Origin of the sequence: Rhodococcus sp. AW25M09 (assembly GCF_000333955.1) — a bacterium.
Lineage (GTDB): Bacteria > Actinomycetota > Actinomycetes > Mycobacteriales > Mycobacteriaceae > Rhodococcoides.
Window position 1 is genome coordinate 26,461 of the sequence record NZ_CAPS01000104.1, and the last position, 13,015, is coordinate 39,475.

Annotated in this window: 15 protein-coding genes; 8 read left to right on the top strand and 7 right to left on the bottom strand. The window is 66.0% G+C overall.

The genetic code is table 11. The features are described 5' to 3' along the window. The first annotated feature begins 59 nt into the window (after nt 1-59). Entirely contained in the window at nt 60-524 is a 465-nt protein-coding gene (locus tag RHODMAR_RS19635) for a gamma-glutamylcyclotransferase (RefSeq protein ID WP_042939924.1), read from the top strand. Between the two features lie 27 nt (nt 525-551). On the opposite strand, the gene RHODMAR_RS19640 is transcribed toward RHODMAR_RS19635, so the two are convergent. The 4 genes from RHODMAR_RS19640 to RHODMAR_RS19655 all read right to left on the bottom strand — a co-directional run bounded on the left by RHODMAR_RS19640 (nt 552) and on the right by RHODMAR_RS19655 (nt 4,155). Continuing rightward, nucleotides 552-1,016 carry a TrmO family methyltransferase domain-containing protein gene (locus RHODMAR_RS19640; protein ID WP_008717980.1) on the bottom strand — a complete coding sequence of 155 codons (465 nt, stop codon included), beginning with the start codon at nt 1,014-1,016 and terminating at the stop codon, nt 552-554. A 16-nt stretch (nt 1,017-1,032) separates the two neighbouring features. Then, the gene (locus RHODMAR_RS19645) at nt 1,033-2,196 is read right to left on the bottom strand and encodes a M20 family metallopeptidase (RefSeq protein WP_008717983.1); all 1,164 of its coding nucleotides are present in this window, start codon (nt 2,194-2,196) and stop codon (nt 1,033-1,035) included. Further along, entirely contained in the window at nt 2,193-3,356 is a 1,164-nt protein-coding gene (locus tag RHODMAR_RS19650) for a M20 family metallopeptidase (RefSeq protein ID WP_008717984.1), read from the bottom strand. The genes RHODMAR_RS19645 and RHODMAR_RS19650 overlap by 4 nt, the downstream gene beginning before the upstream one ends. 94 nt (nt 3,357-3,450) lie before the next feature. After that, nucleotides 3,451-4,155, bottom strand: coding sequence for an enoyl-CoA hydratase-related protein (locus RHODMAR_RS19655; RefSeq protein ID WP_042939925.1), 705 nt, complete (start codon nt 4,153-4,155; stop codon nt 3,451-3,453). On the opposite strand from RHODMAR_RS19655, the gene RHODMAR_RS19660 reads away from it, so the two are divergent. Continuing rightward, the gene (locus RHODMAR_RS19660) at nt 4,154-5,056 is read left to right on the top strand and encodes a purine-nucleoside phosphorylase (RefSeq protein ID WP_008717988.1); all 903 of its coding nucleotides are present in this window, start codon (nt 4,154-4,156) and stop codon (nt 5,054-5,056) included. The two genes, RHODMAR_RS19655 and RHODMAR_RS19660, sit on opposite strands and share 2 nt — an antisense overlap. Further along, nucleotides 5,053-6,654, top strand: coding sequence for a phospho-sugar mutase (locus RHODMAR_RS19665; RefSeq protein WP_008717990.1), 1,602 nt, complete (start codon nt 5,053-5,055; stop codon nt 6,652-6,654). The genes RHODMAR_RS19660 and RHODMAR_RS19665 overlap by 4 nt, the downstream gene beginning before the upstream one ends. A 24-nt stretch (nt 6,655-6,678) precedes the next feature. On the opposite strand, the gene RHODMAR_RS19670 is transcribed toward RHODMAR_RS19665, so the two are convergent. Next, nucleotides 6,679-7,527, bottom strand: a complete 849-nt coding sequence (locus RHODMAR_RS19670) for a DUF2797 domain-containing protein (RefSeq protein ID WP_232433719.1) — start codon at nt 7,525-7,527, stop codon at nt 6,679-6,681. A gap of 80 nt (nt 7,528-7,607) precedes the next feature. After that, nucleotides 7,608-8,231, bottom strand: a complete 624-nt coding sequence (gene upp, locus RHODMAR_RS19675) for a uracil phosphoribosyltransferase (RefSeq protein WP_008717995.1) — start codon at nt 8,229-8,231, stop codon at nt 7,608-7,610. A gap of 132 nt (nt 8,232-8,363) precedes the next feature. Here upp and RHODMAR_RS19680 point away from each other — a divergent pair, with 132 nt between their 5' ends. The 5 genes from RHODMAR_RS19680 to RHODMAR_RS19700 are packed head-to-tail and all read left to right on the top strand — an operon-like array spanning nt 8,364 to nt 11,801. Then, entirely contained in the window at nt 8,364-8,696 is a 333-nt protein-coding gene (locus RHODMAR_RS19680; RefSeq protein ID WP_008717997.1) for a type VII secretion target, read from the top strand. A gap of 5 nt (nt 8,697-8,701) precedes the next feature. Beyond that, nucleotides 8,702-9,832: a C40 family peptidase gene (locus RHODMAR_RS19685; protein ID WP_008718000.1), complete on the top strand. Its 1,131-nt coding sequence runs from the start codon at nt 8,702-8,704 to the stop codon at nt 9,830-9,832. Nucleotides 9,833-9,864: 32 nt separating this feature from the next. Beyond that, nucleotides 9,865-10,203, top strand: a complete 339-nt coding sequence (locus RHODMAR_RS19690; RefSeq protein ID WP_008718002.1) for a hypothetical protein — start codon at nt 9,865-9,867, stop codon at nt 10,201-10,203. Then, nucleotides 10,200-10,514: a YbaB/EbfC family nucleoid-associated protein gene (locus RHODMAR_RS28725; protein WP_008718003.1), complete on the top strand. Its 315-nt coding sequence runs from the start codon at nt 10,200-10,202 to the stop codon at nt 10,512-10,514. Before RHODMAR_RS19690 ends, RHODMAR_RS28725 begins: the two co-directional genes overlap by 4 nt. A 15-nt stretch (nt 10,515-10,529) precedes the next feature. Next, on the top strand, nt 10,530-11,801 hold the full coding sequence (locus tag RHODMAR_RS19700) for a hypothetical protein (RefSeq protein ID WP_008718005.1): 1,272 nt from the start codon (nt 10,530-10,532) through the stop codon (nt 11,799-11,801). 20 nt (nt 11,802-11,821) lie between these two features. Here the strand turns inward: RHODMAR_RS19700 and RHODMAR_RS19705 are convergent, their stop codons facing one another. Beyond that, the gene (locus RHODMAR_RS19705; RefSeq protein ID WP_008718007.1) at nt 11,822-12,937 is read right to left on the bottom strand and encodes an adenosine deaminase; all 1,116 of its coding nucleotides are present in this window, start codon (nt 12,935-12,937) and stop codon (nt 11,822-11,824) included. Nucleotides 12,938-13,015 lie beyond the last annotated feature (78 nt).

Here is a 13,015-nt window from a genome sequence, read left to right on the forward strand (position 1 = left end):
CTCACCGAAACACGACCACGACGCGTCAACCGGTACCGATACGGTTTAGGCTGGCCGACGTGCCAATTTATGCCGCCTACGGATCGAACATGCATCCGGAGCAGATGTTGCAGCGATGCCCTCACTCGCCCTCGTCGGGAACCGGGTGGCTGCACGGATGGCGGTTGACCTTCGCCGGTGGCGACATCGGCTGGGAGGGCGCGCTGGCCACGGTCGTCGAAGATCCCGACTCGCAGGTCTTCGTGGTGCTCTACGACGTCTCCGACGAAGACGAGGAGAGCCTGGATCGCTGGGAAGGCTCGGAACTCGGCATTCACCGCAAGATTCGGCTGCGCATCGAGACCGGCCGTGAGCCGGTCCTGGCGTGGATGTACGTGCTCGACGCCTACGAGGGGGGCCTGCCGTCGGCCCGCTACCTCGGAGTCATGGCGGAGGCAGCCGAAATTGCCGGTGCTCCAGCGGAATACGTGCGAGACCTGCGAACTCGCGACAGCCGCAACGTCGGTCCTGGTACCGCCTCGTAGCTCGACGGACGACGGGGCCGACCTGGGTCAGAAGTAGTTCTTCATGACCGACGCGACCCAACTCGGCTCGGTCACATCCTCACGCGCTGGAACCATCGACTGCAGAAACGGCTTCACATCGAACACCGGTGAGCCATCGATGGCGTCGAGACCTCTGACGCGGACGCGCAGTCCATCGACATCGACGATCTCGCACCGCGACACTCCCAGATGATTGGGCCGGTCCTTGACACGCTGGGCCAGCACACCCACCCGAGGAAGCGTCGTATCGCCGCGGGGGTGGCGCGAGCCGATGGTCGTCGAGTCCGGGTCGCAGAGATGGAAGCCGTAGACCACCTCGAGGTGGGAGAAATTCTCGAGACCGAGGGTCGCGTCGACCTCGAGCACGGTCTCGTCGAGGTCGATGACGGACTCCACCTGCCCCCAGTTGTCGTCCACCACTTCCGCGCGATCGGACCGAATCATTCCGATCGGCGACACCTCGAAAACCATCGACAACTCCTTGCTGCTAGTTCGGATCCAGTGCGATGGCGGTCATCACCTTCACGCCCACGGCCAGTGCTCGCTCATCGAGATCGAACGTGGGCTGGTGGATGTCGAGTTGAGGGCCGGTACCCGGCCACACGCCCAGTCGAGCCATGGCACCCGGCACTCGTTCGAGGTACCACGAAAAGTCCTCGCCGCCGCCGGACTGCGCGGTATCGGCCAATGCGGTCGGTCCGACTCGCCCGATCGCCTTCTCGAAGGTGTGCGTGGACGCCGGATCGTTGACCACCGGGGGTACGCCGCGGCGGTAGTGCAGCTCGAACTGCACGCCGGTGGGTGCGAGCAACCCGGTGACGATGTCACGGACCAACGGCTCGAGCAATGCCCACGTCTCGTGGTCGCCGGTACGGACCGTTCCCGTCAGCATTCCGGTCTGTGGAATGGCGTTGGGAGCCTGACCCGCCACCACCGCTCCCCACACCATGACCGTGCTGGTTCGCGGATCGATTCGCCTGCTGAGCATCCCGGGAAGGCCGGTGATGACAGTGCCCAGCGCATAGACGAGATCGGTCGTCAGGTGCGGCCGCGAGGTGTGTCCGCCGGGTGAGTCCAGCCGCACCTCGACTGTGTCGGCAGCGGACGTGATGGCACCGACACGCAGGCCCACCTGCCCTACCTCGAGCCGCGGATCACAGTGCAGCGCAAAGATTTTGGTAACACCGTCGAGCGCACCCGCCGCCACCGCATCCAAGGCACCTCCCGGCATGACCTCCTCGGCAGGCTGGAAGATCAGGCGCACCCCGTACTGCAGGTCCGGCAGTGAGGCCAGCGCGAGCCCGGTCGCCAGCAACACCGTGGTGTGCGCGTCGTGCCCACACGCGTGCGACACCCCGGGCACCGTCGACGAGTACACCGCACCGGTGTTCTCCTGCAGCGGCAAGGCGTCCATGTCTGCGCGCAACGCGACGCGGGGCCCGTCGGGACCGATGTCGCAGATCAAGCCGGTTCCGCCGGGAAGCGGCTTGGGCGAGAGCCCTGCCGCTTCGAGGCGTTCCATCACGAACGACGTGGTGGCGAATTCGCGTCGAGCAAGCTCGGGGTTGGCGTGGATGTGCCGACGCCACAGCGACAGATCTTCCGTGTGCTCGAGGATCCACCGATGGATGGCCTCTTCGCGGGTGCTCATTGCTGGGCCGCCGATCGTGCAATCACGGCGTCGAGCAAGCGGGCCCGAGTGTCGGGGTCGGCAGCAGCACGCGCCGCGGTCCTCGCCAGACCCAGAGCTCCGTCCCGCAACGCTCGGTCGGCCGACTCGGTGACACACGCGGCAGCGAACTCCGGCTGATGAGTCACCGCCCCTCCTGCGTCGAGTCCGACGACGGGATGGATACCGGGTAGAACATTCGTCACGTTTCCCATATCTGTGCTGCCCAACGGGCGAAATCCTTCCAAATCCGGAGCCAAGGGCGATCGGCCCAACGCTTCGATCTCCTGACGAAAAGCCGCTACCAGCCACGCATCCGGCGTCAAGGCCGCGTATGTCGGTGAGACCGTACGAATTTCGTGAGTACACCCGGTGGCGACGGCCCCTGCCTCGAAACATGCGAATGCCTTCGCCGTCAGCGTTTCGAGGGACTCCGTGGTGTTCGCACGCAAGTAGTAGAGCAACTCGGCATGACCGGGAACGATGTTCGGTGCCACACCGCCGTCACTGACGATGCCGTGAAACTGCTGGCCCGGCGACAGATGTTGACGCAGCAGACCGAGTGCGACCTGGCTGACGGTGACCGCATCGCCCGCGTTGATTCCCCATTCCGGTGCCGCCGACGCATGCGCGGCACGGCCGGTGAATTTCACGGCGACGTCGGCCAGGGCCAGCGACGTCGCACCCACGATGTCGAAGGGCCCGGGGTGGACCATCAGTGCCGCGCCGATGCCGTCGAACACTCCACGCTCGAGCATCAACACCTTGCCGCCGCCGGTCTCCTCCGCCGGGGTGCCGAGCACGCGCACGGTGATACCCAGGGCGTCGGCGACCGGAGCGAGCGAGAGCGCGGCAGCCACGGCCGAGGCCGCGATGATGTTGTGTCCGCACGCATGTCCGATCTCGGGCAAGGCGTCGTACTCCGCGCAGATACCGACCACAAGATCACCACTGCCGAACGACGCGGTGAACGCGGTGTCCATGCCTGCGACGGAGGTCTCGACCTCGAAGTGGTGGGCCCGGAGAGTGTCGAGAATCTTGGCGACGCTGCGATGTTCCTCGAACGCAACCTCTGGTTCCGCATGAATCGAGTGCGAGAGTGCGACCACTTCGTCGGTGACGGCGGCGAGGGCGCGGTCCATCGCAACGCCCACGGCAGCACTGTTCGATTCGTCGATCACGAGAGACAGTGTGTCACTAGCGCGGCCGACTGTCGGCCGCAGCTGTGCCGTCCGGCTACTTCCCGAAGCTGAAGTTGCTGTCGTCGGTCGCGGTGTTCAACGCGGCGAGCAGGTCCACGTGCATGCGGGCCTTGATCCCGGCCAGGTTCGCACCTCGGGTGCTGGTCAGTGCCGCAGCCTTGGCCACCGCATCGGACACCAGCGATTCCTCCGATGCAGTCTCCTCGACGATTCCAGCGGCCACGGCCTCGGCACCGCCGTAGCGGCGTCCGGTCGTCATCGCATCGACGGCGGTCTGCTTGGGGAGCCGGGAGTTGATGAGCGCGGACATTCCGACGGTGAACGGCATGTTCAGATTCACCTCGGGCAGGCAGTAGAAACCCCGATCGGCTCGCTGGATGTGAAAGTCGTGTGAGGTGGCGAACATCGCGCCTGCCCCGAAAGCATGGCCCTGCACGGCGGCGACGGTGGACATCGGGAATGCGAGCAAGCGGGAGTAGAGCGTGTGGACGCGGTCGAGGTACCAGGTGATCTTGTCCAGGTTGGCGAAGAGCCAATCGGTATCGAGACCGTTGCTGTAGAACTTGCCCGCCGAGGTGGTGACCAGCGCGGCCGGACCGGTCGAGGCCTCGACCTCGTCGAGCAATGCGTGCACGGCGTCGATCCACTCCGGGTGGAAGCGGTTCTCGGGATTGTTCGCGCCGTCCTGGGCACCGAGGAACAAAATGTGGACGTCGCCGTCGCGTTCGAGATAAGGCATGCCGCGGATACTACCCAACAGTAACTTCCATCGGTCGTACATCCCTCACGCCGATCTCCTACTGTTGTTCCTCGTGGCTATCACCGACGCACATGAGACCGACCCCGTGACCGATCCCGAGGGGGCTGCGCGCACCGCCGCCGATGCTCTCGCCTCGGCAACCGGAATCGATACCCATTCCGTGGCCATCGTCCTCGGTTCCGGCTGGCAGGCGGCGGCCGACGTCTTCGGCTCCCCCACGGCAACAGTGCGGATGGCCGACCTTCCCGGGTTCGCGCCGCCGTCGGCGTCCGGCCACTCGGGCACCATCACCTCGGTGGACGTCGGCGGCACCCACACGCTGCTACTACAGGGCCGCACGCATGCCTACGAAGGGCACGACCTACGACGCGTCGTGCACCCCGTACGTACCGCGATCGCCGCAGGCGCAACGACCGTCGTGCTGACCAATGCCGCGGGCGGAATCCGCGAGGGCATGAGTGTGGGGCAACCCGTCCTGATCTCCGACCATCTCAACCTCACCGCACGGTCCCCTCTCGTCGGTGCCGAGTTCGTCGACCTCGTCGACGCGTACTCCCCCGAACTGCGGGCGCTCGCGGCCGATATCGATCCGTCGCTCGAAGACGGCGTCTACGCCGGTTTGCCCGGCCCGCACTACGAGACTCCTGCCGAGATTCGGATGCTGCGCACACTCGGAGCGGACCTCGTGGGGATGTCGACGGTGCACGAGACGATTGCAGCGCGCGCGAAGGGTGCGCGCGTTCTCGGCATCTCGCTGGTGACCAACCTTGCCGCCGGAATGACCGGTGAGCACCTGAACCACACCGAAGTGCTCGCTGCCGGTAAGGATTCCGCTGCCCGGATGGGATCACTGCTGCACGAATTGGTGTCCCGACTGTGACCGAGGAACTCACCGAGCACGTACAGCGGTGGATCGCGGGGGACCCCGACGCCGCCACTCGCGACGAACTCGACGGCCTGTCCGACGCCGAACTCGCCGATCGATTCAGCGGGCCACTGACTTTCGGAACCGCGGGGCTACGCGGCCCGGTGCGCGCGGGACCGAACGGGATGAATGTGGCGGTGGTCGTGAAGACCTCCGCGGGTATCGCCGCGTGGCTGATCGAGAGAGGCCTGGGCGGATCGACTGTCGTCGTCGGTCGCGACGCGAGAAACGGGTCCGAGCAGTTCGCCTTCGCGGCCGCCGAAACTTTCTCGGCTCAGGGCTTTTCCGTCATTCTTCTGCCCCGGCCGCTTCCGACACCCGTCGTTGCGTTCGCGGTACGGGCACTCGGTGCCGAACTCGGTGTGCAGATCACCGCCTCGCACAACCCCGCTGCAGACAACGGGTACAAGGTGTATCTGCGCGGCGGCTCGCAACTGATCCCGCCGGCCGATACCGAGATCGAAGCACTCATCGCCGTCACCGGAGATGCCGTCGACGTCCCCCGCACCATCGTCGAACCCAGCGGTTCCGATATTGCCGCGCGCTATCTCGATTCCGTTGTTGCACTGCCTCGTTCGGAGCGTCGAGACATCCGCATCGCACTCACCGCGCTGCACGGAGTCGGCGGTGAGCTCGCGACGGCAGCTCTACGCGGAGCGGGATTCCGCGACGTCCGGGTGGTCGACGAACAGTTCGAGCCCGACCCGGCCTTCCCGACCGTGGCCTTCCCCAACCCGGAGGAGCCGGGCGCTGCCGACGCGGTGCTCGCACTGGCGGCCGAGATCGACGCCGATATCGCCATCGCGCTCGACCCCGACGCCGATCGGTGTGCGGTCGGCGTTCCCGGACCCGACGGGTGGCGCATGCTGACCGGCGACGAGACCGGAGCCCTGCTCGCGAATTACCTGCTCAGAGATTCGCCCGCCGACTCCTTGGTGGCCAACACCATCGTCTCGTCGCAGCTGCTCTCCGCGCTCGCTCCGGCGCGCGGTGCTCGCTATGCCCGCACCCTCACCGGTTTCAAGTGGTTGGTTCGCGCCGGAGACGGTCTGGTGTATGCGTACGAGGAGGCCATCGGACACTGCGTCGATCCGAATGTGGTGCGCGACAAGGACGGTATCTCGGCGGCGGTGGTGCTCGCAGATCTGGCCGCCGGCCTGAAACAGGACCGCCGCACCCTGCTCGACGTACTCGACGACCTTGCGGTCGAGTTCGGTGTGCACCTGGGTGCGCAGGTCTCGCGCCGAGTGCAGGACCTTGCCGAGATCTCGAACATGATGCACCGGTTACGCAGTGAGCCGCCGACGCAACTGGCCGGCCGGGAGGTCACCGTGTTGGATTACGCCGAGCGCGAGGACGAATTGCGCACCGACGCAGTCGAGATCAGCGGGCCGGGGCTCCGGGTGATCGTCCGCCCGTCCGGAACCGAACCGAAACTCAAGGCCTACCTCGAAGTGATCGAGCAGGTCGACGATCGAGACGGCCTCACACGAGCGCGAACGGCGGCGGGTGATGTGCTCGCCGAGCTGACCACCTTCGCCCAGCTCCTGTAGGGGCCAGGACAGCACCTGTAGGGATCAGAACAGGGCCGACTGCACGGCGGGTAGGTCCGACTCGAAAGCACCGAGCTCGATTCGCCGACCCTTCAACGCGGCCAGATCCACGACGTAGCTCCCGTCGTCGACAGTGACGATCACCGCCTGCCCGACGCACGCTCTCACATCGCGTCCGTGGGATCCGGTTGCGATATCTGCGGGGTAGGCGACGCGACCGACGTTCTCACTCAACGCTTCGCGACCTGCCGGAGGTGTCCATCGTTCGTCGATCGGAGTGCATCCGGCGATGCTCGCGTCGGTCAGCATCTCACGGACCTGCTGTGCCCGACGAGCGAGAGCGGCATCGAGATGGTCCACATCGATCGGCAGGCACAGCGAGGCCGCTTTCGCTGCGGACCGCACTGCTTGCCGAAGCCCCATCGATTCGGTCACGAGATCCTCGGCCACCCGGACGGCCTTTCCGTCGTCTGCGTGAGCGACGTACTGGGCGCAGATGGCCCCTTGCTCGGCCAGCCGACCCCACTTGCGGGTGTCGGCTGCAGTACCGATCTTGAAGGTGCCGTTGGCGAAAGCAGCCAGATAGAGCCAGTGTGGTTGCATGACGTGCTTTTCCAGGTCACGCGAGACGAAACCGCTGCGATGCACGGTGTGCACGAATCGGAAGCTGTCCTTGTCTGCGCACGCCGCGCACTGCCCCGACGCGACGGCCCGTTCCTTGCCGGGGCACGGGACGTAGCGCGGCGGACCATCGGCCCGGAAGGCCATCCGCCCGGTGCAGTACCGATCGGTCGCGGCACCGGGTGCGCGGAAACCGAGTCTGCGGCCCACCAATTCGTGGAACTCGATCTGCTCGGTGTCGATGTCGAGCACCCGCAATCTCGGGCGCGGTTCGAATGACGCCTCCGAGGGCCAGGAGACGCCGAGGACCAACCTCGCCGCGGTACTGCTCGTCAGCGCGGACCGAACTGACGATCGCCCGCGTCGCCGAGGCCTGGAACGATGAAGGCGTTGTCGTTGAGGCCGTCGTCGATACTCGCTGCGACCAGCCGTACCGGCAGACCCGAGGCTTCCAGAGCGGCAACCCCTTCCGGAGCGGCAACGACACAGATGGCCGTGACGTCCGCTGCACCGCGGCCGACGAGAAGTTCGATCGTGTGGACCATCGAACCGCCGGTGGCGAGCATCGGGTCCAGTACGTACACCGGTGTCTGCGACAGGTCGTCGGGCAGAGATTCCATGTACGGAACGGGCTGATGCGTCTGCTCGTCCCTGGCCATTCCCACGAAACCGACACGGGACTGCGGGATCAGGCTGCTGGCCTTCTCGACCATCCCGAGACCTGCCCGCAGCACCGGTACGAGCAGCGGCGGGCGAGCCAGCCTGGTGCCCTCGGTCACCGCTACGGGCGTGCGCACCTCGAAAGTGTCGATGTCGGCATCGCGGGTGGCCTCGTAGACCAGCATGTTGGTGAGCTGACGCAGAGCCGTCCGGAACGTGGCGTTGTCGCTGCGTTCGTCGCGCATGGTCGTGAGCAGAGCTGCGGCCAGTGGGTGGTCGACCACGTGTGTTTCCATGCGTCCAGGATAGGACTTCGGGGGTAGGACGCGAACGGCAAGTCAGGGGAACCGAATGGCGTGCATCCGCGTCGAACCAGTTGGGCGTCGCATTCGGCGACCGCGAATCGATTGCATCTTCAGGGGGCACTGATGGCCGAACTCGTCGTCGATACCGAGGGAGTCCTCGCATACAGCGCGGTGGCGTCGACCATGGCCGAACAGATCGCCGCGGCAGGTGCTGCCGCCGCCGCATGTGGTCCGGCCGTACTGGCACCGGTCTTCGGCCTGATCGGGCAGGAGTTTCTCGGCGCGGTCACCGGTACTCATCTCGCGCACACCGACGCCGTAGTGCGATTGGCGGGAGCGGTGGCGAGCATCGGCTCGGCTGCGACCGCATCTGCGGTGTCGTATGCCCTCACCGATGCCGGCACCGATGCCACCGTTGAGGCCGCGGCCGCCGGTATCGCGTCGGATGCTCGGTAGCGGCGATGATCGATCTGCTGGCGCGTCCTATCGTCGAGCTGCTCGGAGCCTTCGGCAACGGAGCGATTCCGAGCGGGGGTCCGGCGGATGTGCTGCGCATGTCCTCGGCGGCAATAGAAGCAGCCCAGGGAATCGGCAGGGTCGCGATCACCGAGCTCGCCGCCAACTGGAACGGTGGTGCCGCGGACGCCGCGCTTAGATATGCCGAGAACGCTCACAGGAGTGCCGTCGCCATCGCGGACCACGCCGACGACATCGCTGCCGTCGTCGATCAGGCCTGCCGCGATACCCACCAGGGTTTCCTCGAGCTCCAGGCCATAGTGCAATCGTTCGTGGGCATTGCACTGTCCGCCGGACCGATAATCGCGACCCCGATAGGGCAGACCATGCTGATCTCGGCCGCCATCGAGCACCTGGAGAGGGCACTGGCGGTGGTGGCCCGCGTCCGCGCCGAATTGGCCGTGCACACCGCGAAAGTCGGTGCCCTCGCCGCTCCGCCGACGGTGCCCGCTCCCGTGGGTGCCGGGTCGGCCCCGGCCCCCGGCTCACCCTCGAATCTCCTGACCTCGCCTGCGACGTCGCAGGTGATCGAGGCAGGCGAGAAGCTGGCGAAGACATTCGCGCAATCGGTATCGTCCCCATCGCCGGGTGTCGAATCGTCGAGCAACGGTAGCGGTGTAGCGCAGAACTATCTGGGCAACCCGGCCGCAGATTCGTCTCGCTCGACAGACAGCGCAGTCCGAGGCGTCGAGGTGCGGCTGCCCGACGGCAGTACCGTCACCGCGCCGAACGCCGAGGCCGCCGGTGCTGTCCGCAGCGCGCTGACACAACAGGGCGTGCCGTACGCGTGGGGTGGAACCACGCCGGGAAGTGGGCTCGATTGCAGCGGATTGACGCAGTGGGCGTACGAGCAGCAGGGCGTCGAGATCCCCCGCCTGGCACAGGAACAGGACATCGGCTCGGCCGTGGCACCGGGCGACGTGATGCCCGGTGACCTCGCAGTCTGGGATGGGCATGTGGCCATGGTCATCGGCAACGGTCAGCTAGTCGAGGCAGGCGACCCCGTACAGGTGGGACCGATCAGAACGACCAACAGCGGTATGGGCTTCAAGGGCTTCTACCGCCCGACCGAATGAGAGCCAGACCGGATGAAGGGCAGGGCCACACAATGACGGACTCGACCACTACCGTCGTCAGCGCGATATCGGGAACCCGATCGGGATCGGTGACGGTGCGGGCAACCGAACACGGACTGCCGATCGCAATCGCCATCGACGAGCGCGAACTGCGTTACAGCGGTAGCGCGTTGGCGGCCACGATCCTGCAGCAGTGCACGCGGGCAAGTGCGGGCGCTCGCGCCCAGCGCCGAACACTTCTCGCCGACGACGGTGTTCCTGCGGAGGTTCTCGATCGACTCGGATTGCCCACACTCGCTCGCGTGGCCGCAGACGCGAACGACGACCTCGCCGAGGATGTCGCACCCACGAGTTGGTTGAAGCAGGTATGACCCACGCCCACAGCACCGAACTCGACGTTGTGGTCGACACCGCCCAGCGCCGTCTGGACACGCTGCGCGAAACCCACGAGCGACTCGACCGCATCACCGTTCGACTCACCTCACCGGACAACGTGGTGACGGTCGTAGCCGACGGGTCCGGTGCCATGGTTGCACTCGAGCTCGCCGAGAACCTCGGATCGATACCCGCTCACGAACTCGCGTCCACGATCACCGCCATGGCCGCTGAAGCCGCAACAGCGGCGCTGGCACAGCGTGACGCCATCCTGCAAAGTCTGCAGGCTTCGTTCACAGACTCCTGAGATAGGCTTCGCGCCATGGCTGGAGACATCATCCCGATCGAACTCGGTCTCACCGCCGGTGACTTCTCGACACTGTGGGCACCGGAGTGGCGAGAAGGCGACGACGAATGGGAAGCGTTCCTCGGACACGAGGACGACCTGTACGGATTCTCGAACGTCGCAGAGCTTGCGGCATTCGTGCGCTCCGACGACGACAACGATCTCGTCGACCACCCGTCGTGGCCGGTGGTCGCCGCTCTCGCGGCGCACGAACTCGAACCCGACGATCTCCATCGCTTCGATCTGGTGGCGGTACCGGAGTTGGTGGCCTCGGACCCCGAAGCCGATGTCCTCGCCGAGCTACAGGCCACCTTCGACATCGTTTCCTCCATTGGTGACGTGTGCGAGTTACGACCCGTCACAAGCTTTTTCAGCAGTAGCCCCTTCGTGGGCGCGGTCGGCGGAGGCGTCGAGAACTTCCTCGGCCGCGAGGGCGCCGAGTTGTGGGACCGCATCGGAAAAGCGGTAGCCAAGCACTGGGACGACGTGCTCGACGCCGTCGACTCCATCGTCACCTCCCCCGACGTCGACAGCGCTGCAGTTGCCGTCGCCGAAGCCGAGATCACCGCGGCGGAAGAGAACGCCGTCGACGCCGACGACGCGACGGACGACTCCGATTCCGACGAAGACGACGACAACGACGACGACGACGACGACGACAATGTCGACCGTGATCCGATCGCCGCGGCAGCCGCCGAGGAGACGTTCTGGACCACGGTCGGTATCGACCCGATTCGTATCATCACCTCGGACGACACTGTGTACACACTGCGCTGCTACCTCGGCGACAAGCCGGTGTTCCTCGGCCGCGGCGGGGCGATCAGCGTATTCGGTTCCGAGCGTTCGCTCGCCCGGTATCTGGCCGACGATCACGACCACGATCTGGCTCAGGTCAGCACGTACTCCGACATTCAGACCGCGGCCATCGATGGCTCGCTCGACATCCAGATCACCGACGACAACGTGTACGTGCTGCCCGGCCTGGCCGACGATCTCGCCGAGGGACCCACCGAAGTCGACGTCGACCAGCTGGATCTGGCCGTCGAGTTGTTCACCGACGCAGCCGATTTCGCCGGCGACAATTCCGTCGAGGAGGCGCTTGCCACGTCGACGCCGTTGGGTTGGTACGTCTCCTACACCCTCGAACCGAGCCCGGATCGGCTGGCTCCGAGCGCGCCGTTCGCCGTCGAGGCCGAGGCATGGCGCGCCCTCGAGCGCGAGTTCGAGACCCGTCTGCGCAAGCAGTAGTACCGGACCCGTCGTCGAGGTCAGCCGATCAGGACCGCGTAACCGGGCTTGATGATGTCGTCGATCAGCGCCAGTCGCTCGTCGAACGGCAGAAAGGCGGACTTCATCGCGTTGATGGTGAACCGCTCGAGATCACTCCACCCGTAGCCGAAAGTCTCGACCAGCTTGACCATCTCGCGACTCATCGAGGTGTCGCTCATCAACCGGTTGTCGGTGTTGACCGTCACCCGGAATCTTAGTCGCGCAAGCAGATCGAACGGGTGCGTCGCCAAGGACTCGACCGCACCGGTCTGCACGTTGGAGCTCGGGCAGAGCTCGAGCGGCATTCTGGTGTCCCGTACGTAGGCGGCCAGCAGGCCGAGTTCGGGGTTGCCGTGGGCGTCGCGGGTGATGTCGTCGGTGATCCGAACTCCGTGACCGAGCCTGTCGGTACCGCAGAACGCCACTGCTTCTTGGATCGACGGCAGACCGAACGCCTCCCCCGCGTGAATGGTGAAGTGCGCGTTGCTCGCCCGCATGTACTCGAAGGCATCGAGGTGCCGACTGGGAGGAAAGCCCGCTTCGGCACCGGCAATGTCGAAGCCGACCACACCGCGATCGCGGAACCGAACCGTCAACTCGGCGATCTCCCGCGACCGAGCCGCATGTCGCATCGCGGTGAGCAGGGTGCCGATCGTGATGTTCTTACCCCGCACTTTGGCCGCGGAGATCCCCGCTTCGAACCCTGCGAGGGTGTGAGTGACGACCTCGTCGAGGGTCAGGCCGCGTTCGAGGTGTTGTTCCGGCGCGAAGCGCACTTCGGCGTACACGACGCCGTCGTCGGCGAGATCCTCGGCGCATTCACGCGCCACCCGGAACAGGCCTTCCGGCGTCTGCATCACGGCCACCGTGTGCGCGAACGTCTCGAGATAGCGCACCAGCGAACCACTGTCCGCGGAGTCACGGAACCACTCGCCCAGTGCGACACCGTCGGTCGCGGGTAGCTCGTCGTAGCCGCACTCGTCGGCCAACTCCAGCACGGTCTGGGGGCGGAGTCCGCCGTCGAGATGGTCGTGCAGCAACGCCTTCGGAGCCGACCTGATCGATGCGAGATCGAGTGGCGCACTGCCACCGGTGGAAGTTTGTGTGTTCTCCATCGTGCTCATGTGTCGACGGTAGCGCGCAGCACCTCCGCACGCGCGCCCGCGGGAGCCTCACGGCGAGTCCACCAATTC